At 51.0% G+C, this 22,354-nt stretch carries 21 protein-coding genes; 10 read left to right on the forward strand and 11 right to left on the reverse strand.

Going from position 1 to position 22,354, the window contains the following annotated elements; all coding sequences use genetic code 11:
* Positions 1 to 56 precede the first annotated feature (56 nt).
* The 3 genes from ACYVK4_RS12725 to ACYVK4_RS12735 all read right to left on the reverse strand — a co-directional run bounded on the left by ACYVK4_RS12725 (position 57) and on the right by ACYVK4_RS12735 (position 3,590).
* On the reverse strand, positions 57 to 2,324 hold the full coding sequence (locus ACYVK4_RS12725) for an NADP-dependent malic enzyme (protein WP_461127892.1): 2,268 nt from the start codon (positions 2,322 to 2,324) through the stop codon (positions 57 to 59).
* A gap of 216 nt (positions 2,325 to 2,540) precedes the next feature.
* Positions 2,541 to 2,771 carry a hypothetical protein gene (locus ACYVK4_RS12730; RefSeq protein ID WP_461127893.1) on the reverse strand — a complete coding sequence of 77 codons (231 nt, stop codon included), beginning with the start codon at positions 2,769 to 2,771 and terminating at the stop codon, positions 2,541 to 2,543.
* A gap of 402 nt (positions 2,772 to 3,173) precedes the next feature.
* Complete coding sequence (locus tag ACYVK4_RS12735) at positions 3,174 to 3,590, reverse strand: hotdog fold thioesterase (RefSeq protein WP_461127894.1); 417 nt, start codon at positions 3,588 to 3,590, stop codon at positions 3,174 to 3,176.
* A gap of 125 nt (positions 3,591 to 3,715) precedes the next feature.
* Between ACYVK4_RS12735 and ACYVK4_RS12740 the strand changes: the two genes are divergently transcribed.
* From ACYVK4_RS12740 to ACYVK4_RS12765, 6 genes are all read left to right on the forward strand, one after another.
* The gene (locus ACYVK4_RS12740) at positions 3,716 to 4,351 is read left to right on the forward strand and encodes a histidine phosphatase family protein (protein ID WP_461127895.1); all 636 of its coding nucleotides are present in this window, start codon (positions 3,716 to 3,718) and stop codon (positions 4,349 to 4,351) included.
* A gap of 183 nt (positions 4,352 to 4,534) precedes the next feature.
* On the forward strand, positions 4,535 to 5,623 hold the full coding sequence (locus ACYVK4_RS12745) for a sensor histidine kinase (RefSeq protein WP_461127896.1): 1,089 nt from the start codon (positions 4,535 to 4,537) through the stop codon (positions 5,621 to 5,623).
* Between the two features lie 71 nt (positions 5,624 to 5,694).
* Positions 5,695 to 6,432 (forward strand): LytR/AlgR family response regulator transcription factor, encoded by a 738-nt coding sequence (locus ACYVK4_RS12750; RefSeq protein ID WP_461127897.1) that lies wholly within the window; start codon positions 5,695 to 5,697, stop codon positions 6,430 to 6,432.
* A 67-nt stretch (positions 6,433 to 6,499) separates the two neighbouring features.
* Positions 6,500 to 7,297 carry a DUF3298 and DUF4163 domain-containing protein gene (locus ACYVK4_RS12755; RefSeq protein WP_461127898.1) on the forward strand — a complete coding sequence of 266 codons (798 nt, stop codon included), beginning with the start codon at positions 6,500 to 6,502 and terminating at the stop codon, positions 7,295 to 7,297.
* Positions 7,298 to 7,629: 332 nt separating this feature from the next.
* Positions 7,630 to 9,054 (forward strand): hypothetical protein, encoded by a 1,425-nt coding sequence (locus ACYVK4_RS12760; protein WP_461127899.1) that lies wholly within the window; start codon positions 7,630 to 7,632, stop codon positions 9,052 to 9,054.
* A 2-nt stretch (positions 9,055 to 9,056) separates the two neighbouring features.
* Positions 9,057 to 9,353: a hypothetical protein gene (locus ACYVK4_RS12765; RefSeq protein WP_461129595.1), complete on the forward strand. Its 297-nt coding sequence runs from the start codon at positions 9,057 to 9,059 to the stop codon at positions 9,351 to 9,353.
* On the opposite strand, the gene ACYVK4_RS12770 is transcribed toward ACYVK4_RS12765, so the two are convergent.
* Positions 9,350 to 9,835, reverse strand: a complete 486-nt coding sequence (locus ACYVK4_RS12770; RefSeq protein WP_461127900.1) for a group II truncated hemoglobin — start codon at positions 9,833 to 9,835, stop codon at positions 9,350 to 9,352. The genes ACYVK4_RS12765 and ACYVK4_RS12770 overlap by 4 nt on opposite strands.
* 91 nt (positions 9,836 to 9,926) lie before the next feature.
* Entirely contained in the window at positions 9,927 to 11,057 is a 1,131-nt protein-coding gene (ald, locus tag ACYVK4_RS12775) for an alanine dehydrogenase (protein ID WP_461127901.1), read from the reverse strand.
* A 174-nt stretch (positions 11,058 to 11,231) separates the two neighbouring features.
* Between ald and ACYVK4_RS12780 the strand changes: the two genes are divergently transcribed.
* Complete coding sequence (locus ACYVK4_RS12780; RefSeq protein ID WP_461127902.1) at positions 11,232 to 11,696, forward strand: Lrp/AsnC family transcriptional regulator; 465 nt, start codon at positions 11,232 to 11,234, stop codon at positions 11,694 to 11,696.
* Positions 11,697 to 11,829: 133 nt separating this feature from the next.
* Here the strand turns inward: ACYVK4_RS12780 and ACYVK4_RS12785 are convergent, their stop codons facing one another.
* Positions 11,830 to 13,503: a catalase gene (locus ACYVK4_RS12785; protein WP_461127903.1), complete on the reverse strand. Its 1,674-nt coding sequence runs from the start codon at positions 13,501 to 13,503 to the stop codon at positions 11,830 to 11,832.
* 138 nt (positions 13,504 to 13,641) lie between these two features.
* Here ACYVK4_RS12785 and ACYVK4_RS12790 point away from each other — a divergent pair, with 138 nt between their 5' ends.
* The 3 genes from ACYVK4_RS12790 to ACYVK4_RS12800 all read left to right on the forward strand — a co-directional run bounded on the left by ACYVK4_RS12790 (position 13,642) and on the right by ACYVK4_RS12800 (position 16,872).
* Positions 13,642 to 14,610, forward strand: a complete 969-nt coding sequence (locus ACYVK4_RS12790; RefSeq protein ID WP_461127904.1) for a Kelch repeat-containing protein — start codon at positions 13,642 to 13,644, stop codon at positions 14,608 to 14,610.
* Positions 14,611 to 14,746: 136 nt separating this feature from the next.
* Complete coding sequence (locus tag ACYVK4_RS12795; protein ID WP_461127905.1) at positions 14,747 to 15,643, forward strand: 3-keto-disaccharide hydrolase; 897 nt, start codon at positions 14,747 to 14,749, stop codon at positions 15,641 to 15,643.
* Positions 15,644 to 15,702: 59 nt separating this feature from the next.
* Positions 15,703 to 16,872: a DUF1624 domain-containing protein gene (locus ACYVK4_RS12800; RefSeq protein ID WP_461127906.1), complete on the forward strand. Its 1,170-nt coding sequence runs from the start codon at positions 15,703 to 15,705 to the stop codon at positions 16,870 to 16,872.
* A 96-nt stretch (positions 16,873 to 16,968) separates the two neighbouring features.
* Here the strand turns inward: ACYVK4_RS12800 and ACYVK4_RS12805 are convergent, their stop codons facing one another.
* From ACYVK4_RS12805 to pdxH, 5 genes are all read right to left on the reverse strand, one after another.
* Entirely contained in the window at positions 16,969 to 17,397 is a 429-nt protein-coding gene (locus ACYVK4_RS12805; protein ID WP_461127907.1) for a DUF1810 domain-containing protein, read from the reverse strand.
* Between the two features lie 176 nt (positions 17,398 to 17,573).
* Positions 17,574 to 19,469, reverse strand: a complete 1,896-nt coding sequence (gene acs / locus ACYVK4_RS12810) for an acetate--CoA ligase (RefSeq protein WP_461127908.1) — start codon at positions 19,467 to 19,469, stop codon at positions 17,574 to 17,576.
* A 204-nt stretch (positions 19,470 to 19,673) separates the two neighbouring features.
* Entirely contained in the window at positions 19,674 to 19,892 is a 219-nt protein-coding gene (locus ACYVK4_RS12815) for a DUF6814 family protein (RefSeq protein WP_461127909.1), read from the reverse strand.
* Between the two features lie 43 nt (positions 19,893 to 19,935).
* Entirely contained in the window at positions 19,936 to 21,516 is a 1,581-nt protein-coding gene (locus ACYVK4_RS12820) for an MFS transporter (protein WP_461127910.1), read from the reverse strand.
* Positions 21,517 to 21,689: 173 nt separating this feature from the next.
* Positions 21,690 to 22,337 (reverse strand): pyridoxamine 5'-phosphate oxidase, encoded by a 648-nt coding sequence (gene pdxH / locus ACYVK4_RS12825; protein ID WP_461127911.1) that lies wholly within the window; start codon positions 22,335 to 22,337, stop codon positions 21,690 to 21,692.
* Positions 22,338 to 22,354: the final 17 nt, after the last annotated feature.

A 22,354-nucleotide genomic window follows, 5' to 3' on the forward strand; every position in this document is an offset into this window, starting at 1 on the left:
TTTTTGCTGGTGCCAGCCCTCCTCACTATTCACTCCCCGCTCCTAATACTAACTTCTCATTTTCCTTGTGCTTCAACGACCGCAATGGCGACCATGTTGACAATTTCGCGCTCCGATGAACCCAACTGCAAGACATAAACCGGTTTACGGATACCCAGCAGTATGGGACCGATGGTATCAAAACCAGCGGCTTCGCTCATTAAGTTATAGGCGATGTTAGCAGCCGAAAGGTTGGGGAAGATGAGCGTATTGGCACCTTCGCCAACCAGTTTGCTAAACGGGTGATTTTGCTGAAGCAACTCGGTGTTGAACGCCAGGTGAGCCTGAATTTCGCCATCCACGACCATGTCCGGGTGCTTTTGCTGTAAAATCTCAACGGCGCGGTTCATTTTTTCGGCGTCCTCACCCTGCGCACTGCCGAAGTTGGAGTAAGTGACCAGCGCAATGCGGGGTTTAATGTTGAACCGTTCTACCGTCCGGGCTGTCAGCTCGGTAATCTCGACAATCTCTTCGGCGGTTGGGTTGAAGTTAACGGTCGTGTCCGAGAAGAAAAGCGGCCCGCGTTTGGTCAGCAGGATGTACATACCCGCCACCCGTTTAACGCCCGGCTCTTTGCCAATGATCTGAAGCGCTGGTCGAATCGTTTCAGGATAGGAACCCGTCAAGCCCGAAATCAGCGCATCGGCTTCACCCGTTTCCACCATCATAGCCCCGAAATAGTTGCGGTAGTACATCATCTTCCGCGCTTCGGTCGGGTTGACGCCTTTGCGTTTGCGTTTGTCGAAGTACACATTCGCAAAACGGTCGATCAGACTTGCCTGTTCGGGAGCGCGGGGGTCGAGGATGGGAATTTGGCCCAGATCGAGGCTATTTTCCTGAATAAGCTGCTGGATTTTTGTCCGTTCGCCCAGAAGAATCGGGTAGGCAATACCCTCGTCGCGAACCTGTTGAGCGGCTTTTAATACTTTTAAATTCTCCGCGTCGGCAAATACCACCCGTTTGGGATTGGCTTTTGCTTTGGTCAGGATCACCCGCGAAATCTGGTTGTCCTGCCCGAGTCGGCGGGCCAGCTGCTGTTCATAAGCTTCCCAATCGGTGATCGGTAACCGTGCCACGCCCGATTCCATAGCCGCTTTGGCGACGGCTGGCGCTACTGTGGAGAGCAAACGGGGATCAACCGGCTTCGGAAGAATGTAAGTACGACCAAAAATCATGTTCGATTCGCCGTAAGCTAGATTAACCAGGTCAGGAACGGGTTTCTTGGCCAGATCCGCCAGCGCGTAGGTAGCGGCCAGCTTCATGGCTTCGTTGATTTCGGTAGCCCGCACATCGAGTGCCCCCCGAAAAATATACGGGAAGCCCAGCACATTGTTTACCTGGTTAGGGTAATCGGAACGCCCCGTTGCCATAATAATATCCGGACGGGCCGCCATGGCTTCGTCATAGCCAATTTCGGGCGTTGGGTTCGCCATGGCAAACACAATGGCATGGGGCGCCATTGACCGAATCAGGTCCTGGTTCACAATACCGCCTTTCGATAAGCCAACGAACACGTCCGCATCGGCAAAGGCATCGGCCAGCGATCCTATTTCCCGGCTCGTGGCAAAGGGGCGCATCAGGTCGCTGAGGTCCGTACGATCCTGCCGGAGGGGGCCATTCACATCGAACATCACCATGTTCTCGTGTTTCGCCCCCAGCGCAATGTATTGGCGGGCGCATGAAATGGCCGCAGCACCAGCACCCAGAATCACGAACCGAGCCGTTTCGATGGGCTTGTTCACCAGTTCGAGGGCGTTGAGCAGGGCGGCTCCGCTCACAATGGCCGTACCATGCTGGTCGTCGTGCATGACCGGAATGTTCATGTCGCGCTTGAGCCGCTCTTCTATCTCAAAACATTCAGGAGCCTTGATGTCTTCGAGGTTGACACCGCCAAAGGTCGGCTCCATGATCTGCACTGTCCGGACAAACTCGTCGATGTTCTTGGTATTCAGCTCAATGTCAAATACGTCGATGTCGGCATATATTTTAAAGAGCAACCCTTTCCCTTCCATCACGGGCTTACTGGCTGCGGGGCCAATATCGCCCAGGCCAAGCACGGCAGTACCGTTACTGATGACGGCAACGAGGTTCCCTTTGGCGGTGTACTTAAAGGCATCGTCAGGGTTGGCTTCAATGGCCAGACAGGGTTCCGCTACGCCGGGTGAGTAGGCAAGGGAAAGGTCGCGCTGGGTGTTGTACTCTTTGGTTGGAATAACTTCCAATTTACCCGGACGCCCTTTGGAATGGTAATCAAGGGCATCTTCGCGCCGGATTTTCTGATTCATACGATTGATGTTGATGATTTTCTTCGCTCAACGGTTGGGAGCGCGAAGGTACGGAAAAAGTGAGCCGCGTGGCGAATCAATCTGCGTCGATAACCGGTTGCTGCGCTCTATACATCCAACCGACCCAGCCTGGAAGCTGTAAAAAGCCGGACAGGAATGTACGCTGGAGCGGGTTGGTGTGGACTGGCGCCCGAACAGCGGTGGAGTTTGGTGTTATCATACGGACGGAGTTACCCTGGTCAAGCCCAAAACCGGAATTTCTGTATGACGAACGTACTTATCACCGAAGGTAAGGGGCACGGCCTGCCCATACTGCGTGAAGGTCTTCTTCAGGTATGAGTAGTCAGAAAATTCAATGGAGCCAATAATAAACCAGTTATCGGTCAGGTAAATCGTTAACTCCATCGAGGGTACCCACTTCGATGCACCGGGCCGCTCATTGTGCATTAAAATAGTGCTAAAGAGGTGACTGATCTCTTTATGCCCTGACTTAACGTGAATAATAACGGCGTATAAGATACTTTTAAGCAAGTCAGCCCATTACTCTCGTTGACTTATTGATACTGAAAAAGGTGTCATCGAGCAATTGTATGTCGGTCGTCTGCCAAATGGACTACACCAACCACATCAATAGCACAAAGCCCCCGATCAGATAGAAGATCAACAGCCTGTTTCAGTCGGGATAATAGGGCGTAGCTAGAATTGACAGGGTAGGCCTGACCACGGTTACGACTAACAGGAGCAGGAAAGGCCCCAGCGAAAAAACGTATTGATGGATTTAACGTAGAAAGCCTTCTTGTACGGATCACTCATTAAAACCGGTTTGACGGAGCTGGGTATATACTCCGATTAACTCCCGATTACAGCAATAGTCAAGCGGCTAACGCAAACAAGTTTGTCTTGCTCGTCGGTAATGCGAATGTCCCAGACGTGGGTAGTGCGACCCGTGTGGAGGGGCGTACAGCGCCCATACACCCAGCCATCCCGCACCGGACGAATGTGGTTCGCGTTGATCTCCAGGCCCACGGCGCGCTGTTTAGTAGGGTCGTCAAGAATCATCCAGGAAGCCACGCTCCCCAGCGTCTCGGCCAGCACCACCGAGGCCCCGCCATGCAGAATTCCGAAAGGCTGCTGCGTCCGTTTGTCAACAGGCATACGGGCCGTCAAGAATCCGTCGCCTGCTTCGAGAAACTCAATGCCGAGGTGTGTACCAATGGATTCGGCATGGATGATGGCCAGTGAGGACAGGTCGTAGTTCGCTTTCATGCAGATTCATATAAAAATGTGTCGGCTGCCCGGTCAAACGATTCATCCGGGACAGATAAATGCGGTCTTTTTTGTAATTTTGCACTCAAATTTGGAAAAATTTGCCAATAGGCAAGGTAACAGGCTTGACACAAAAAACAATTTATCTGATTCGCCACGGCGAAACCGACTACAACCGGCGGGGGGTTGTGCAGGGCAGTGGCGTTGATTCGGACCTCAACGACATGGGCCGGGCGCAGGCACAGGCATTTTTCCATGCCTATCAGCATGTGCCTTTCAATAAAGTGTATATCTCCGGACTGAAACGCACTTACCAAACTGCCGAACCCTTTATCGAACTGGGCATACCGTTCGAAAAGCTCACCGGCCTCAATGAGATCAGCTGGGGAGTGATGGAAGGGAAAGCCCCCGGTAATCTCGATAATGAATACTATCGGTCGCTGATTGAAGCCTGGGAGTCGGGCGACAGCTCTAGGAAGACCGACGGTGGCGAGAGCCCGGATCAGGTGGCCACCCGACAACGCGAAGCTATTAATACCATCCTGGCGCACCCGGAAGAAGAAATTGTGCTGGTCGCTATGCATGGTCGGGCTATGCGAATTCTGCTTTGCTGGATCACGAACCAGCCGCTTGCTAAAATGGATCAGTTTGAGCACAGCAATCTTTGCCTGTACAAACTCCAATATGACTACGATACGGCTGTGTTCACTATCGAACTGGCAAACGATACCGCTCATTTACTGTCGCTTGCCATTGCCTGATCAGAACCCGGAGGTAATCACGGTCCGGGCTGAGCCGTGAAGTGAGAGCCACACGATTTTCACTTCTTCCGCCTGGTTGCCCGACCTTCCTCCTTTTTTTCCATTGGTGTAGTATATCCTGCCCATCTGTTTCCTATTTCTGTATCTTCGTTTTTTACTGAATAGGAGACCCCGGCACTGAGCATGTCTAAACAAAGAATATATTGGTTTTGTCAGTTATTCGGCTGGTCGCTCCTCATCGTTGTGGAGTACACCGCCTACTTGCTGGAAGATGGCTTTGACCCGGACACGCTCTACTTAGCCATTGCCAATATTTTTCTTGGCATCACCCTGACGCATCTCTATCGGCTGATGATCCGTCGGTGGAACTGGGTGCGTTTACCCTTCTTTCGGCTGGCTCCCCGGGTGCTGCTTTCCGTTTTTGTTCTGGCGCTGATCATGACGATGGTTAACCTGCCCATGGATCGGCTGATTGTGCCCCAGCATTTAGTTGATGAACCCTGGCCGCTATTTGGTTATATCATGACCTGGGGAAAAACCATGCTGGCCTGGGTGCTGAGCTATACGGCGTACCACTATGTGGAGGAAAATCGCAATGCTGAAATTGAGAAAATCCTGTTGAAAACAAGCATTCGGGAAACAGAGGCCAAAGTGTTACGGTCGCAGCTAAACCCGCATTTTGTGTTCAATGCCCTAAACAGCATTCGGGCGCTGGTGTATGAAAACCCAACCAAGGCGCAGCAGAGTATTACCCAGCTTTCTAATTTACTGCGCAATTCACTGCTGGCCGACCGCCGGAAAACCGTTGAATTACGCGAAGAGATCAAAACCGTTGAGGATTACCTGGCCCTCGAAAAAGTTCGGTACGAAGAACGCCTTCGGTCACACATCGAACTCGACGGCCGGACGTTGTTCTGGCAAGTGCCGCCCATGATGTTGCAGACGCTGGTCGAAAATGCCATTAAACATGGTGTATCAACGGCGGTTGGCGGTGGATTCATTGAAGTAAAGTCAAGCCTGATAACCGATAAACTGCATATAACCATCCGAAATACGGGCATACTGGGCGATAAAAAAGCGTCGGGTGGTTTTGGACTGGCTAACACCTCTCAGCGCCTTTCGCTCCTCTACGGCCCTGAAGCCGAATTCCATATTTATCAGGAAGATAACACCCCCAACGACGAACCTATTGTGTGTGCCGACATTGTCATTCCTGCCCAGTCGGAGGGCCTATTCCGAAGAAAGGAGGTAAGCGTAAAGGTTGACGAGTAAGAACCCGGCATCGCCTGTTCCAAAACGCTTTTCTGAATACGTCTTTCTCCCACTGTCAAACTCCCAAAAAAATGAAAACCCTGATCATTGACGACGAACGTTTAGCGCGTAACGAACTGCGCCGACTACTCGAAAACTTTCCGAAAATTCAAATAATCGGCGAAGCCGCCAATGCGGATGAAGCCTTGCCTATGATTGATGAGCTGGAACCGGAACTACTCTTTCTGGATATCCAGATGCCTGGTAAGAATGGATTTGAATTGCTGCAATCCATTGAAGGCAAGACACCAGAGGTAATTTTTACCACGGCTTTTGATGAGTATGCCATAAAAGCCTTTGAATTCAATGCCCTCGATTATCTGCTCAAACCGGTTGAACTGGCCCGATTATCAGAAGCTATCCATCGGGTTGAAGAGGAGCAGCACAGTCAGGAAACGACCGGAGCCACCATGCCGGGGTTATCTACAAAAATACTGGGAGAAAATGACCAGGTATTTGTGAAAGATGGCGAAAAGTGCTGGTTCGTTAAATTGGGTAAAGTACGCCTGTTCGAATCCATGGGGAACTACGTCCGGTTGTACTTTGATGATCAGAAGCCGCTGGTTCTCAAGTCACTGAACGCACTGGAAGACCGCCTGAACCCGGCCACTTTTTTCCGGGCTAACCGGAAGCATATTATAAACTTACAGTGGATCGAAAAAATTGAACCCTGGTTTAGTGGCGGACTTCTGGTTACACTTCGGGGGGGAGATAAAATTGAAATTAGCCGCCGACAGGCTATTCGATTTAAAGATTTGTTAAGTTTGTAGTAATTGACATTTGGTCTATCGGGTAATTCTGTCCGGTAATCAGGTGCCAGATTAGTACACCTGATTCATGAGGAATTTTCAGGCCCTGTTTTTATTGGGCTCACTATATATCGTTTCGGCTTGCCATTTTACGGATTCAACGCCACCCGTTTTAGAGAAGCAGCAGTACAAGTTTGTTGGTTCCAATCGGTGTGATACGGCCAAAAACAGTGGTGTCGATGTTTCGGTCGCTTACTTTCTGTTGAAAGACGATTCGGAGGAAGCGCATAAAATAAATGATAGCCTGCGCCGTCTGGCAGTGAACAGTATTCTGGGCTGGCTCGATAGTGAATCGGTAGCCAGGCATCCGGATGCCCAAACCGACCTTGACAAAGCGGCCAGCCTCTTTGCGTCAGATTATGATCTCATGCGCAAAGACATGGGTAATCTGGGCGGGTGCTGGGAAGTGAAAACTATGGCTGATACGCTCCATGCGAGTCCAAAGGCCCTGTCTGTCAGATATGAGACGTTTTCCTATACGGGGGGAGCACATCCAAACTCAAGCGTATCAATCTATAATTTTGACCGAAAAACGGGTCGGACGCTAACGTTGGGAGATGTTGTGTCGGATACAACGGCCTTGCGGAATCTGGTCGAGAGTATATTCCGAAAACAGCAGGAAGTAGCACCGGGCAAGAACCTTGAGGAGAAAGGCTACTTTCTGCACGATGGCCAATTCTTTCTGCCAGCTAACTTTGGTCTGGGTGCTCAGGGACTCTTGTTCTACTATAATCCGTATGAAATTGCCGCCTATGCCGTCGGGCCTATTCAGGTTATGGTGCCTTATACCCAGCTCGACGGAGTGTTACGAAAAGAGTGGCTTTAAGCACTTTTGGGTTGGTAAATGGTCAATTATGTCATGCGCTTTTATATTGTATTTCATACAGGAACAACCCATTATCTGGTTGTTCGATGACTAATCAACGACTACATTAGCCCCCTTTTTTGCTATTTTTAGGGTTGGGTCGATTTTTCTGGCCATTTGTAATTATGTATGTTTGCTGCTTTCTATGTGTTTACCAGTACCCGATTTAGGTTATTTGCCTGCCTATGAGAACTAAGTGGATTGTTCCGATTGGAGCAAGTAGCCTGTTTTTACTTCTTTTTTTCTGTTTCAAAGTTCTCCGGTTTCAAGGGTTATATTATACCTTCAACGACATGTATATCTTTCTACAGTCGTCCTGTAGCTGGATAAACGGTCGCCCCTTACTGTATGAAAATATATGGGGATACGACGACCGAATTCATAATAATTACGCCATGCTGCTCTGGGGGCCACTCATCTATGCAGGTGGGGCTTACGGAGCATTTGTTGTTCAAGTAGGGCTGTCGCTCATCAGTTATACCCTGTTGTTACGGTATTGCAGTCGCCACCTGGCAAACTGGGCAGTTTGGCTCATCCTGATCGTTTTGCTCATCGGCCCCGTCTGGTTTTGGTTGAATGACCACCCCGGTATAGGGTGGCATCCCGAGCTAACGTATTTTCCCCTGTCGATCCTGTTTGTTTTGACGCTGCTGAGCAGGGCGACCATCTGGTTTTGGGTTACGGCCGCCTTAATTGTTCTCGTTAAAGAAGATGGAGCCCTGTTAGCCGGAGCGATTCATCTGGCGTTTGTCTGCATTATGTATCTCGTTCGAAACCGGCAACGGTCAATTTTTGGGGTGCTCACTCAGCCAAAATTCTGGATTACGCTGGCGGGATGGGCAGCCGTTTTTGTGCTTGGGATGGCCTTTCTCTCGTATAAAAATAATGCCGTGGAACCGGAACCACGGCTTCAGCAAGCCCTCAATGCCATTGGCTCGGGTTTGCATGATCGAGTCTTTATCCGGAAAAATCTCTTGCTGGTTTTCCAAACGGTTTTGTTGCTGGCACCGTCCATGGGTGTATTGCTTTATGGTGTATACCAGGTGGGCTGGCGACAAGTCGGGAGTGTGCTGTTAATTTACGCTGTGGCGCAATTGGCTCTTTTGCTGTCGAACTGGGTGCAGGGAGCTACCTACTACGGCACCAATGATTTTTTCGACCTCGTCTCACTGACCTGGCCCCCCCGTTTTGTCCTCGTTTATACGTTTTCGGTCGTGTATACCATTCTGGTTTGGTTGCTGTTCGAGGCTGGGAAACAACCTGAGCGTGATTGGAAACAACTAGCCTTTTGTATCGTTCTGTTTTTTATACAATGGCCAATTGTTGAATATGCCCGGCCTGATTTTCGTCTGATTCCGACAGTTACGAATCTGTTCAGACATCGGTTTGACCCGGTAAAAGAATCGTTGTTGCCCGCTTCGGATGTGGCCGTCGTTAAGCAGATTGCCCGAACAATTCCACCGCGTTCCAATGTGTATATGTTTGATTTCCTGATTCCGTTCTTTCACAAACACTATAACATTTGGCCAACCGAAAAGCAGTGGGAAGATGCTGATCTGGCGATTATTCCTAAAAATGATTTTCAAAACCTTCGTTCACATCTCTCCAGGGTCATGAAACACCCGTATCGAACGATTGAGTTACGTACGTATACTATTTTTGTTACACCCGCTTACGAGCCTTATGTGAAGGCTTCGTTAGCCGGAAAAACGCTATGAACATGACGCTGGAACAATTCACGACCTACCTGTCACAGGCCCAGCCACCGGCGCAGCTGCATCCGGTGCTGACTGGCCTCTGGTACGATGCCAACGATAACTGGGAGCAGGCACATAACGTTGCCCAAAGTCGGGAAGGGGAACAACCCTACGATCGGCTGCATGCCTATCTTCATCGAAAAGAAGGCGACCGGTTCAATGCTAATTATTGGTATCGGCGGGCCAACGCTCCGTTTTTCGACGGGTCGCTGGAAGATGAATGGCGGGTTCTGGTAAACCAGTTTTTGAGAGACCTTTAAGGAAGGTAGGGGCCGCCCGTTTCGCCCCACCCCCAGGTTGGCATAGGTGCATCGAGGGGTTCGTTTACAACATCCACTTTCGAGTTGATGACCGCCAGCCGGGAGCCCCACTCCAGGTAACCGACCAAAGCTGAGCGAAACTCCGGATCGTCAGGAAGACCGACTACATCAGCCGTATCCAGAATAAGGCCAATCCAGCGCTGACGCTGGGCTTCGGTCAGGTGTTTGCCCAGGTGGTGGTGAATCATATCGTAGTGACTTCCCCCTTCCTGGCTGTATGTAGTCGGGCCACGGAATACTTCGGCAATAAAATGGGCTACATGCCGCGCATGATCGATCGACATACCCCGGAAAACGGGCTCCAGCACCGGGTCTTGATGAACCCGCTGATAAAATAAAGTAGTCCAGGCTTCAAAATTTTCCATGCCGCCTGCCCATTCATATAGGGTGGGGATAACGGGTGCCGACGCTTGCGGGTTCATAACGGTAAGTCGTTTGTCCAGCGTTAATTTACAAAAAAAGGCCGTATCCTTGCGAATACGGCCTGCGTCTGTCGATGAATAAGTAAGATTGTTATGCCAGTTCTGCTTCGGTAAGCACGGTGCTTACATCGGTCAGCGGCAGATTGAATGCTTCGGCAACTCCTTTATAGACGATCTTGCCATCCACTACATTCAACCCAAGTTTCAGGTCTGTATTGTCGCGGCATGCCTGCTGCCAGCCTTTGTTGGCGAGTTGCAGGGCATAAGGCAAGGTTGCGTTGGTCAGCGCGAGGGTGCTTGTGTACGGAACGGCACCGGGCATGTTAGCCACACAGTAGTGAACAACACCATCGATGATAAAAGTTGGATTCTCGTGCGTGGTTGGCGAACAGGTCTCAATGCAACCACCCTGGTCTACAGCTACGTCGACCAGAACGGTACCGGGACGCATTTGCTTCAGCATTTCGCGGGTGATGAGGTGTGGCGCTTTTGCACCGGGAATCAACACGGCACCAACGATCAAATCGCATACTTTGATCATCTCCCGAATGTTGTATTCGTTCGACATCATCGTTTGTACGTTCGGCGGCATAATGTCCGACAGGTAACGCAGACGAGCCAGACTAACATCCATGATCGTAACGTGTGCACCGAGTCCGGCAGCCATTTTTGCCGCTTGCGTACCAACGATGCCACCCCCCAGGATCAAGACGTTGGCAGGCTTTACGCCCGGAACACCACCGAGGAGAATACCACGACCTTTCAGTGGTTTTTCAAGGTACTTAGCCCCTTCCTGAATGGCCATGCGGCCCGCTACCTCCGACATAGGCACCAGCAAAGGCAGACTTCTGTCCGGACGTTCAACGGTTTCGTAGGCCAGACAAACGGCTCTCTTGGCCAGCATGGCCTGAGTTAGTTCATCGGAGGAGGCAAAGTGAAAATAGGTAAACAGCAACTGGTCTTCCTTGATCAGGTCATATTCAGCCGCGATGGGCTCTTTCACCTTCATAATCATTTCGGCAATGCCATACACCTCTTCAATAGTGGGCAGCATGACGGCTCCAGCCGCGATATATTCTTCATCTTCAAAACCGCTTCCCTCGCCGGCATTTACCTGTACATACACCGTATGGCCATGCTTACGTAGTTCGGTTACCCCCGCCGGAGTTAACGCAACGCGGTTTTCGTTGTTTTTAATTTCTTTTGGAACACCAATAACCATGATGGATAAATGGGTTTGAAGGTTGCTTACTTCGTTAATACAAAGGTAAAGCCACTGCCTTACTTTTCTAATAGAAAGCGGTTATTAAGGATAAAAAACTAATGATTGCCTATATTGGCGGAAATAAATCTATTATTTCGCTAATAAACGGTTGTAAGCCGTAAAAATGCCGCCATGGAAACGCTGGACAAAACAGACCGTCGAATTCTAACGCTCTTACAGCAAAATGCCCGACTGACCATTCAGGAGATTGGGCAAAAGATCAATCTTTCGAAAACGCCCGTTCACGAACGTATCAAGCGATTGGAACGGGAAGGGATCATTGATCGCTATGTGACAATTCTGGACCGAAAAAAGCTGGGCAACCTGCTGATCGTTTTCTGTCAGATAACCCTCGACAGACAAACGCGCGATGCCTTTGCAGAATTCGAGAATGCCGTTCGGCTGCTTCCAGAAGTGCTGGAGTGCAACCGGGTATCGGGAACGTTCGATTATCTGCTCAAGATTGTCAGCCGTGATATGGATACTTACAACTACTTCTATCAGGAGCAACTGTCCGTTATTCCCGGTACGCTGCACATCAGCAGTTTTTTTGTGATGGCCGACGTTAAAAACTCGACGGTTATCCCGGTTGAATAAAAACAAAGGCTCTCGCATCTGTTGATTGAGAGCCTTTGGTCATTTTGCGTTTGGTAACATGACGTGGCAATTGATTCCTCCCTGAAAAACGGGTTGCTCGTCAACTATTTTCAGCTACCCATTATACCTGGTATTAATAGGCTTTGGCATCGTGGGCCATTTCTTCGGCCTGTACCACGGCTTCGTGGCCAGCCTGGGCATTAGCCTGGCCGTGGGGTTCTTCGCCGGTACCATTGGCAACTTTCTTCAGACCTTCCCGCACCCGCCGACCATAATCTTCGTCGCACTGACTAAACAATTCGATCATCTTGTCCTGCACATTCTGCTGAGCACCTGAGAGGGCATCGACCAGATTGTTGATCAGGTCGTCCCGCTCCCAGTCTTCAAACGTCCGGTAGCGTTCTCCAGCCTGTTGGAAGTTGTTTGTCCGATCGATAGGCTGACGCATTAGGTTACCCGCTATATAGGGCTGGTTATCGGGGTATGTCCGGGGAGCCTCTTTCAACCCATTCATCGACGAGGGCTCGTAGTTAACGTGCTTGTTCTGTCCCGGTGCCGTATCGACCCGATACTGCATCTGACCATCGCGTTGGTTGGTCGCTACGTGTTTCTTCGGCGCATTGATCGGCAACTGGAGGTAGTTCGTGCCAACACGATACCGCTGTGTATCCGAATAGGAGAACGTCCGTCCCTGCAGCATTTTGTCGTCGGAGAAGTCCAGCCCGTCGACCAGAACCCCTGTACCAAAGGCCACCTGCTCAACCTCGTGAAAGTAATTCTCCGGGTTCTTATTGAGCGTCATCATGCCGACCGGGAGCCAGGGGAACTGATCCTGCGGCCACAGTTTGGTATCGTCGAGCGGATCGAAATCGAGTTCAGAATGTTCATCGTCGCTCATGATCTGCACCAGCAATTCCCACTGGGGAAAATTGCCGGCCTCGATGGCATCATATAAGTCCTGCGTAGCATGATTGAAGTTTTTGGCCTGGATCTGCTCAGCCTCGGGCTGGGTCAGGTTTTTGATGCCCTGCTTCGGCTCCCAATGGTATTTTACCAGCACCGCTTCACCTTTATCATTAACCCACTTATAGGTGTTTACGCCCGATCCCTGCATTTGCCGGTAATTGGCCGGAATACCCCAGGGTGAGAACAGGAACGTAATCATATGGACCGACTCGGGCGTATTGCTCATGAAATCAAAGATCCGTCCACCATCCTGCCGATTCGTGATCGGGTCTGGTTTGAGGGCGTGCACCATATCGGGGAATTTCATGGCATCCCGAATGAAGAACACTTTGAGGTTATTGCCGACCAGATCCCAGTTGCCATCTTCGGTATAAAATTTCACCGCAAAACCGCGTGGATCACGCAGCGTTTCCGGCGAGTGTCCGCCGTGGATAACCGACGAAAACCGAACGAAAACCGGCGTCTGTTTTCCTTTTTCCTGGAATAATTTGGCTCGGGTGTATTTGGAGACGGGCTCATTACCCACAGTTCCATACGCTTCGAAAACGCCGTGTGCACCGGCACCGCGTGCATGCACCACTCGCTCGGGAATCCGCTCCCGGTCAAAATGACTAATCTTTTCGAGGAAAGCGTAGTTCTCCAGCGTAGCCGGTCCCCGGTTTCCCACGGTTCGGATGTTCTGGTTATTGTTTAGGGGATGACCCTGCCGTGTGGTTAACGTCTGGTCTGTGGGTTGGTCTTGTGACTGGAGCCCGGTGGCACCGAATTCGGGTCCGGTTGTGTGTCCGTTTTGACCGCCTTCCTGATCAGCAGACAGATTGCCGTTTTGGTTGTTTTCCATAACAAGGTTTATAGGTTAACTAGAGAAGTGAACCGTCTGTACGGCAAATGGTTTGGTAAAAAGAGGATTAATTAGAGTAGTATCGAGCCGGATTCTGATTTATTGATCAGTCATTTTATTTCTCCATCCTCTGATTTTATGAAGGTACAGTACCTCTGTTTTTTAGGCCTGTTCACAGCCGGGTTTTCGGCACAGGCGCAAAGCTGGGAGCCCGTCACAACCCAAAACACCTGTTCAACCCGACACGAGAATGCTGCTACACTAATTGGCGATAGTCTGTATGCCGTGGGTGGCCGCGGCATGAAACCGCTGGAGGCATTGAATCTCAAAACGCTTGTTTGGCAAACCCTGCCCACACCGCCGGTCGAGATGAACCATTTTCAGGCCATTACCTATAATGGTGAACTCTACGTGATGGGTGCTTTTCAGGGAAAATATCCGCACGAAACGCCACTGCCGAATATCTATATCTACAGCCCCAAAATGGGCAAATGGCGCGTAGGGCCCGAGATTCCCAAAGAGCGGCTTCGTGGTTCGGCAGGGGTCGTGGTGTATAAAAATAAGATCTACGTTTCCTGTGGTATAATCGACGGCCATTATGATGGGCATGTGGCCTGGCTGGATGAGTATGACCCGAAAACGAACACCTGGAAACGCCTGGCCGATGCGCCACGCACCCGCGATCATATTACAGCGGCCGTTGTGGGCGATAAAATGTACCTTGCGGGTGGACGCAACTCGACGGCCCGGATCAACAAAGTTCTGGAAACGACCATTCCCGAAGTCGATGTCTATGATTTCAAAACGGGACGCTGGGAAACGTTACCGGCCACGTCAAATCTTCCAACCCAGCGGGCGGGCGCTACGGCCGTAACCCAGGGCGGCAAGGTCTGGATCATTGGGGGCGAAACCGTGCAGCTGCTGGCCCACAATGAAGCCGAAGCCCTCGACCCGAAAACCAACAAATGGACGACTCCCGGCCCAAGGTTGAAACAAGGGCGGCATGGCACGCAGGCCATTGTGTACAAAGACAAAATCTACATCGTAGCCGGTTCTGCCAATCATGGTGGAGGCCCGGAACTGAACACTGTCGAAGTTTTAAAATAAATTAGACAGGAACACGGATGAAACGTATTGAAGGGATTTCCAACTGAATTTATTGTTAAGATTTATCCGTTTTGAACCCCTTTGAGCCGTTCCATCCGCGTTCCTATCCATTCCCTTCACTATCCCTCTTCCTACTATGAGAAACGCATTACTTCTGCTCCTAATTTGCCTGTTTACGCTACCCGTATCGTTTGCTCAGAAGGCAGCCGACAAAGAAGAATGGGTCCGGATTTTTAATGGCAAAGATTTGAAAGACTGGGATATAAAAATTGCCGGACGGCCGTTGAACGATAACTATCAGAATACATTTCGGGTCGAAAAGGGCGTGCTGCGGGTGATGTATGACCAGTACAAGACCTTCGATTTTAAATACGGCCATATTTACTACAAAAAGCCTTATTCGTACTATCGGGTGCGGTTTCAGTATCGGTTTTTAGGGGATCAAACACCCGGTGGCGACTCCTGGAATGTACGCAACAGTGGGATCATGCTCCACTCGCAGTCAGCCGAAAGTTTGTCACTCAATCAAACGTTTCCTGTTTCTTTGGAAATGCAGTTGCTGGGTGGCCTGGGAAAAGGGGAGCGGCATACGGGAAACCTGTGTACTCCCGGCACACAGGTTTTTATTGGTGACCAACTTCGCCCTGAACACTGTACAGACTCCAATTCGAAAACGTACGACGGTGATCAGTGGGTTACTGCCGAAGCCATCGTGATGGGTGATTCGATCATACATCATTTGATCAACGGTGAAACCGTGTTAACCTACCAGCGGCCGCAAATTGGGGGTGGGTTTGTAAGCCCGACCAGTGATTGGGATTCGGGGCGGTTCGGTGCCAATGCCGCGAATCACTGGATCAGTCAGGCGAACACCCCGCTTGGCAGTGGGTACCTTGCTCTTCAAGCCGAAAGTCATTCCATTGACTTCCGCAATATAGAAGTGCTTGACCTGAAGGGCTGCATGAATCCCAAAGCCCTGAACTACAAATCGTATTATGTCAAAGCCGATAATACGAAGTGCCGCTATAAATAAGTAGTGTCGAGGGCGGCACTACAAAAGACTGCACGCAACCAAGAAAGTTTAATTTTCTGATGAAGCGAGTAACCGCCATTGATGTAACCCGGGGGCTGGTCATGATCATTATGGCTCTCGACCACGTTCGCGATTTGCTGCATACCCCCGCGTTGACCCAGAATCCCACCGATCTGTCAACGACTACACCGGCTGTTTTCATGACGCGGTGGATCACTCATTTGTGTGCCCCCACATTCGTATTCCTGTCCGGTACATCGGCTTATCTATCGCTTCGAAAGCAGGAAGCGAACGGCAATAGAGGGGCCGCCAGACGATTTCTACTGAAGCGTGGCCTGGTCTTGATTCTGCTCGAACTTACGATTATCAACTTTGCCTTCTGGTTTGATAGTCACTTTCAGTCCCTGATGCTTCAGGTTATTTATGTCATCGGGGGAGGTCTGATGATTCTTTCACTACTGGCTAAATTACCAACCAAAATGGTCGGTATTATTGGATTGGTGATCGTCTTCGGACATAATATACTTCAGCTCGTCCCTCCGTTTACGAATCCAACGGCTAAGCTGGTATGGGCTTTATTCTTCCGGACAGACTTTTTTTCGGTAAGTCCGCACTTTGCCCTATTGGTGGCTTATCCGCTGATTCCTTGGCTAGGCATTATGCTGGTGGGCTTTTCGTTTGGTACATTGATGGAACGCCCAATGGAACAGCGGAAGCCGCTGCTGTTACGGTTTGGTCTTGTCAGCCTACTACTGTTCGTATTGCTGCGCTACCTGAATAGCTACGGCGACCCGGCGCCCTGGTCGGTTCAGAAAACAGAATTATTTACGTTTCTTTCCTTCATCAACGTCACTAAATACCCGCCCGCCCTGCTGTATGCCCTGGTGACGCTTGGCCTGATGTTCCTGTTCTTATCGATTGCTGACGGGAAGGCAAATTCAATCACGCGAGTGTTGATGGTTTACGGTAAAGTGCCCATGTTTTACTACATCATCCACTGGTATCTGGTCCATCTGTCCATGATCGGGATGGCGCTGCTACAGGGTTATTCGTTAGCCGATCTGCCAAGCGGGCCGCTCAATTTTGGCCGGCCGCCGGGCGCAGGTATCTCGCTCGAAGGGGTCTATGTCGTCTGGCTGGCGCTGGTTATATTCCTGTATCCCCTGTGTGTATGGTATGGACGCTATAAAACGGCCCACCCTGAAATTGGCTGGTTACGGTATGTGTGAACTGGTAAGAGGCTAAGCGTTTACAGTCCTACGTTTTTCGGTCTGGAAACATTTAGCCTCTTACTATTTTCTATGTTCATTTGAAGTCGGACCATATTAGAGCCGATTCAATATCTCTATCGTTTTCTGATCTTTTTTGCCGTTATAAAACTTTTCCAGTACAGCCTGGAAAACAGGGTCTGTGTTCGGGAGCGACCCAAACAGGGTCATGCAGGATTGAAGCTTCATATCGTCTGGACTGCCTAAAACCTGGTTGGCTGTTTTTCCATCGATTGCCAGCATGGCTTCGCTTATGTCGATGAGTCGTTTCCCCAGCAACGGATGGGCAAAGTACGCGTTTGCTTCGGCTAGATCGTGAATGGAGTAATATTTAGCCGTTTCGCTGAAACCCAGCCCGGTAATTTGCGGGAAGACATACCACATCCAGTGCGTCTGTTTTTTGCCTCGTTTTATTTCGGCCAGCGCATCGGTATAATTGGCTTCCTGCGCGTCTAAAAAGCGTTTTAAGGTATTTTCGGTTGGCATACGTTGAAAAAATTAGGGGCGTAACGTTACCTTGTCACTGTATCCGACAGCAGAATGCTGTCGAGCCGTTAGGTTAAAAAGATGATTCGGAATCGATTTGATCTTGTCAAAGTCTGATAACAATAACGCGCCGGCCATTACTGACCGGCGCGTTTGAAACGCTAAGCAGCCAGCGTTTAGAGTGCCCCCGCCTTGATTTCGTCAACCACAGCCGGGTCGAGCAGGGTGGAGGTGTCGCCAAGGTTGCTGGTTTCCCCCTCAGCAATTTTGCGCAGAATACGACGCATAATCTTGCCGGAGCGGGTTTTGGGTAAGCCCGTCACAAACTGAACTTTGTCGGGTTTGGCAATGGGACCGATCACCCGCGTTACCGTCGCCAGAATATCGCGCTTGGTCAGGTCGGCGTCGTGTCCTTCGGGGAACTGGTCTGTAATGATATATGCATAAATACCCTGCCCTTTTATATCGTGCGGGTAACCGACTACGGCGCTTTCAACAACGCCCGTGTGCATGTTAATGGCATTTTCGACTTCGGCGGTGCCTATGCGGTGGCCCGAAACGTTCAGCACGTCGTCCACACGGCCGGTGATACGATAGTAGCCATCTTCATCACGCATACAGCCGTCGCCGGTGAAGTACAAGCCCGGATAGGTGGCAAAATACGTCTGACGGCACCGTTCGTGATCGCCATAAGTGGTTCGCAAAATACCTGGCCAGGGGAACTTCATGCACAGGTTGCCGCTAACCCCGTTGCCCGTTATTTCGACCCCATTCTCGTCGACCAGAATCGGTTGCACGCCCGGCAGGGGGAGAGTGGCGTAGCTGGGTTTGGTTTTGGTAATACCGGCCAGGGGCGAAATCAGTACACCCCCCGTTTCGGTTTGCCACCAGGTATCGACAATTGGGCAGCGGTTCTTACCGATATGATCGTCATACCAATGCCAGGCTTCCTCATTGATGGGTTCGCCTACCGAACCAAGTACTTGTAGGCTGCTTAGATCGTGGTTCTCTACTTTGTCCAGACCAAAACCCATGAGCGACCGAATGGCCGTTGGGGCTGTATAGAGTGTATTGACTTTATGTTTGTCGACAATATCCCAGAACCGACCAGCATCGGGATACGTTGGAACGCCTTCAAAAATCAGAGATGTAGCACCACAGGCCAGTGGCCCATACACGATGTAGGAGTGACCGGTGATCCAGCCAATGTCGGCGGTACAGAAGAACACCTGCCCCGGCTCGTATTGGAACACGTTCTGGAAGGTGTAAGCGGCATAGACCATGTATCCACCGCAGGTATGCACCACGCCTTTGGGCTTACCCGTTGAGCCGGAGGTGTAAAGGATAAACAGCATGTCTTCGGCGTCCATCTCTTCGGCGGGGCAGTCGGCAGTTACCTGCTTCAGTTCCTGTTCCCACCATACGTCGCGCCCTTTCAACATCGACACTGGTGTGCGGGTCCGGGTCAGCACGATGACTTTCTTCACACTCGGGCAACCGATCAACGCATCGTCGACCGTGCTTTTCATGGGTATTTCTTTATTGCCGCGATACGCCCCATCTGACGTAATGATCAACTTACACTGGGCGTCGTTGATGCGATCGGCAATGCTCTGCGCCGAAAAACCACCGAAAACTACTGAGTGGATCGCCCCCAGACGAGCGCAGGCCAATACGGCAATGGCCAGTTCGGGAACCATCGGCATATAGATACAAACGCGGTCTCCCTTCACCACGCCATTGCGTTTCAGTACATTGGCAAACCGGCAAACCTGATCGTGGAGCATCTTGTAGGTCAGCGTAACGCCAGCTTCGTTGGGGTCATTCGGCTCCCAGACAATAGCGGGTTGATCAGGCTGGGTCAGCAGGTGCCGGTCGAGGCAATTTTCCGTAATATTGAGTTTTCCACCCGTGAACCACTTTACGCTTGGTTCGGTGAAATTCCATTGCAGGGTTTTCGTCCAGGGTTTACGCCATTGAAATTCCTGGGCTATTTCGGCCCAGAAGGATTCGGGGTCTTCTACACTCTTTTGGTAAGCTGTCTGGTATTCGTCAAAGGTTCGGATACGCATGGGTTTGTGACGTTATTGAGGAATTGTTGCATTCGGCCGTTAAAGGTAAAACGCTCCTATGAATTTTTGCGTACGTAAGCTCCGTAATGTTACTTATTCGCTGTATTAGGCCGGTTTTGTGGTCAGGTCAGGCCAGGATAATGCGCTCGCTGACCGGGTGTTTTTGGTCAGAATGGCTAAATCACCGCTGCTAAAACAGGGGTTTCAATCATCGTATTCGCCCTGTAATGCATAAAGCCCAAAGCGGGCCAGACCGCCTACGATGAGGGGCATCAGAATGAAAACGATGATAAGCCCAAAGACGAGGTCGTCGGTTTTGCCGGAGGTTAATTTGGGAATGCCCAGCGTTGTGATGCCGAAATAACCGGCGAGGGCAGCCAGCCCCAGCCACAGAATGCCCAGGTATCGTTTTACTGCGTTCATAAGCGAAAATTGGTAAGGTTGGTTAAAGGAACGTCCGGAGAAATTAGTCGACTACCTGCGCCCGGTTTTTGATATAAACAAGCCCGATGAGCAAACTGACAGCCGCTACGATAATAGGGTACCAAAGCCCTTCCAGATAGGGCGATGCGTAGGGGAGAGCAGCCCCCGCTTTCTCGGCGGCCACATTGGCCTCCTTCGCCCCGGTTGCGAGGTACGTGGCTACCGCCGGCAGCAATCCGCCGAAGACACCGTTACCGATATGGTAGGGCAGCGACATCGACGTGTAGCGAATCTTGATCGGGAACATCTCCACCAGGAAGGCGGCAATAGGACCGTACACCAGCGTTACAAAAATGACCTGAATGAACACCAGCCAGATCAGCGACCAGCGGTCACTGTCGTTGAGCTTCACGGTCTTTTTTACGTCCGGCCGGGCGGGTTCGGCGGTTGGTGATGCAGCAATTTTGAGCTTCGTAACCTCCGTGAGGGTGGTACCGTCGGTATAGGCGCGGTTGATAGTCTTCGTCAGGATCGACCCACCCGCTACTTTTGGGTCAGGCGCGACCACAGAATCGGCGGAGAAATTCGCAGCCACCTCCTGCTTGTTCTTCATATTGGTGATCTGGTACATCTTCTCGTAGATGGTCCGGTAGGAGAGAATGGCAACCAGCATGCCGAACATCATGATGCCCTTACGCCCGATCTTGTCCGATAGCCAGCCGAACACGACGAAGAACGGAGTACCCATCAGCAACGCCACCGTCATTAGCTCATCCGACTGAATGGCATCGACATTACAGACTGTTTTAATAAAGTTCATGGCGTAAAACTGGCCCGTATACCAAACCACACCCTGCCCCATGGTGGCCCCAAATAACGCCAGCAGTACAAACTTGAAATTATATTTATTACCGAAGCTCTCTTTCAGCGGGTTGGTAGAAGTTTTGCCCTCGGCTTTGGCTTTGGCAAAGAGCGGAGATTCGTGCATGTTCTTCCTGATGATATAGGAGATCAACACCATCAGGATCGAGACCAGAAAGGGCACCCGCCAGCCCCACTCGTCAAATTCATCTTTCGACATCGACTTGCGGGTCAGCAAAATCACCAGTAATGAAACGAACAGACCAATCGTAGCGGTGGTCTGAATCCAGGATGTCCAGTAGCCGCGCTGCCCAACGGGCGAATATTCTGCTACATAGGTTGCCGCCCCGCCGTATTCGCCCCCCAGCGCCAGGCCCTGCAGGAGTCGCAGGACGAGGACCAATGTGGGCGCCAGATATCCGATGGTATCGAAGCTCGGTATCAGACCGATGAAGAATGTAGCGCCCCCCATCAGCATCAGGGTTACCATAAACGTATATTTCCGGCCAATCAGATCGCCTAACCGGCCAAAGAAAAGGGCACCAAATGGACGAACAATGAACCCGGCCGCAAAGGTGGCCAGCGTCGACAGAAAGGCAGCCGTCGGATTACCTTCAGGGAAGAACTTAGTGGCCAGTACTGTAGCCAGCGACCCGAAGATGTAGAAGTCATACCACTCGATGAGCGTTCCGACCGATGAGGCCCCGATCACACTAATCAGGCTGCGTGTGCTGCTTTTAACTGTAGGCACTTCTGAAGTCATAGTTGGTAATTGGTTGTTTTTGGACAAGTGGCGTGGTTGATGAGTGGAGTGAGTTTCGACGGCGACCTCGACCCACTCCACCCAACAACCACGCCACTAACTCCACCAAAACCATCCTTGCCGTACTTCCTACTGATGCCGGTTGTTGCTGTTTCGACGAATATACGCTAATCCTAGGGCGATAGCCGGTCAATGACCCAGGTCTGGCCTCCTTCTGTAAGACTGTAGCGAATGCGGTCGTGCAGGCGGCTGGGACGGCCTTGCCAGAACTCCAATACGTCGGGCACGACGCGGAACCCGCCCCAGTAGGGGGGGCGCGGAACGGGCTGACCGGCAAACTGGTCCTCCAGTTCGCGCTGACGCTGTTCGAGTACCTCCCGGCTGTCGATCACCGTGCTCTGGTGCGAAACCCAGGCCCCAATCTGGCTGCCACGCGGACGGACGTTAAAATAGGCGTCGGATTCTTCGTCACTAACTTTTTCTACCGTTCCTTCAATGCGGATTTGGCGTTCGAGCTGGGGGTAAAAGAACGTCAGGGCGGCAAAAGGATGATCGGACAGTTCGCGCCCTTTTCGGCTTTCGTAGTTCGTATAGAAGACAAACCCGGCCTCCGACATATCTTTGAGCAGCACGATACGCCCATCGGGTCGCCCCGATGCCGTCACCGTACTGATGTGCATGGCGTTCGGCTCCGGAAGGCCCGCAGCCAGGGCTGCATCGAACCACTGCCGAAACTGAGCAAACGGGTCTGGTGAAACATCGGTGCTATCTAACCCGTTAAGGGTGTATTCATTTCGTAAGTCGCTGATTGCTGAAGGCATTAGATAAGTGGCGTTAA

The sequence above is a fragment of the Spirosoma aerophilum genome, from assembly GCF_054782495.1.

Coding starts and splice junctions, on each gene's coding strand:
- ACYVK4_RS12725 (WP_461127892.1), bottom strand. CDS start 2,324: ATGAATCAGAAAATCCGGCGCGAAGATGCCCTTGATTACCATTCCAAA.
- ACYVK4_RS12730 (WP_461127893.1), bottom strand. CDS start 2,771: ATGCACAATGAGCGGCCCGGTGCATCGAAGTGGGTACCCTCGATGGAG.
- ACYVK4_RS12735 (WP_461127894.1), bottom strand. CDS start 3,590: ATGAAAGCGAACTACGACCTGTCCTCACTGGCCATCATCCATGCCGAA.
- ACYVK4_RS12745 (WP_461127896.1), top strand. CDS start 4,535: ATGTCTAAACAAAGAATATATTGGTTTTGTCAGTTATTCGGCTGGTCG.
- ACYVK4_RS12750 (WP_461127897.1), top strand. CDS start 5,695: ATGAAAACCCTGATCATTGACGACGAACGTTTAGCGCGTAACGAACTG.
- ACYVK4_RS12755 (WP_461127898.1), top strand. CDS start 6,500: ATGAGGAATTTTCAGGCCCTGTTTTTATTGGGCTCACTATATATCGTT.
- ACYVK4_RS12760 (WP_461127899.1), top strand. CDS start 7,630: ATGTATATCTTTCTACAGTCGTCCTGTAGCTGGATAAACGGTCGCCCC.
- ACYVK4_RS12765 (WP_461129595.1), top strand. CDS start 9,057: ATGACGCTGGAACAATTCACGACCTACCTGTCACAGGCCCAGCCACCG.
- ACYVK4_RS12770 (WP_461127900.1), bottom strand. CDS start 9,835: ATGAACCCGCAAGCGTCGGCACCCGTTATCCCCACCCTATATGAATGG.
- ald (WP_461127901.1), bottom strand. CDS start 11,057: ATGGTTATTGGTGTTCCAAAAGAAATTAAAAACAACGAAAACCGCGTT.
- ACYVK4_RS12780 (WP_461127902.1), top strand. CDS start 11,232: ATGGAAACGCTGGACAAAACAGACCGTCGAATTCTAACGCTCTTACAG.
- ACYVK4_RS12785 (WP_461127903.1), bottom strand. CDS start 13,503: ATGGAAAACAACCAAAACGGCAATCTGTCTGCTGATCAGGAAGGCGGT.
- ACYVK4_RS12790 (WP_461127904.1), top strand. CDS start 13,642: ATGAAGGTACAGTACCTCTGTTTTTTAGGCCTGTTCACAGCCGGGTTT.
- ACYVK4_RS12795 (WP_461127905.1), top strand. CDS start 14,747: ATGAGAAACGCATTACTTCTGCTCCTAATTTGCCTGTTTACGCTACCC.
- ACYVK4_RS12800 (WP_461127906.1), top strand. CDS start 15,703: ATGAAGCGAGTAACCGCCATTGATGTAACCCGGGGGCTGGTCATGATC.
- ACYVK4_RS12805 (WP_461127907.1), bottom strand. CDS start 17,397: ATGCCAACCGAAAATACCTTAAAACGCTTTTTAGACGCGCAGGAAGCC.
- acs (WP_461127908.1), bottom strand. CDS start 19,469: ATGCGTATCCGAACCTTTGACGAATACCAGACAGCTTACCAAAAGAGT.
- ACYVK4_RS12815 (WP_461127909.1), bottom strand. CDS start 19,892: ATGAACGCAGTAAAACGATACCTGGGCATTCTGTGGCTGGGGCTGGCT.
- ACYVK4_RS12820 (WP_461127910.1), bottom strand. CDS start 21,516: ATGACTTCAGAAGTGCCTACAGTTAAAAGCAGCACACGCAGCCTGATT.
- pdxH (WP_461127911.1), bottom strand. CDS start 22,337: ATGCCTTCAGCAATCAGCGACTTACGAAATGAATACACCCTTAACGGG.